The organism is Klebsiella sp. K47, from assembly GCF_051858335.1.
Classification (GTDB): Bacteria; Pseudomonadota; Gammaproteobacteria; order Enterobacterales; family Enterobacteriaceae; genus Klebsiella; species Klebsiella pneumoniae.
In genome coordinates this window covers 1-230 of record NZ_JBPYUI010000333.1, presented here as the reverse complement: position 1 = coordinate 230, position 230 = coordinate 1, and the positions used below count along the sequence as shown (strand labels likewise).

General features: G+C 66.1%; 1 protein-coding gene. It reads right to left on the bottom strand.

Features of this window, described 5'->3' with window-relative positions; genetic code table 11:
- The coding region (locus tag RRF55_RS28265; RefSeq protein WP_439419335.1) for a FlgK family flagellar hook-associated protein at positions 1-230 on the bottom strand (230 nt) is incomplete at both ends.

The following is a 230-nucleotide window of genomic DNA, read 5'->3' as shown; positions in this document are numbered from 1 at the left end:
CGACCACCGTGGTTGTCGGCGTGGTGGCACCTGTCCACTGGGCGCCCGTGGTCGAGCCGTTGCTGACCATGGACAGCTTGAACAGATTGCTGCCGCTTTGTCCCGACAGCGTCAGGCCGAGGTTGTTTTGCTGGTTCAGCGTGTCGCCGATGGCCAGTGCCATGCGGCCCAGCAGGTTGCGGCCCTCGGTCAGGTCGCTGCCCTGGAACTGCAGCAGGCCGGCGATCTCG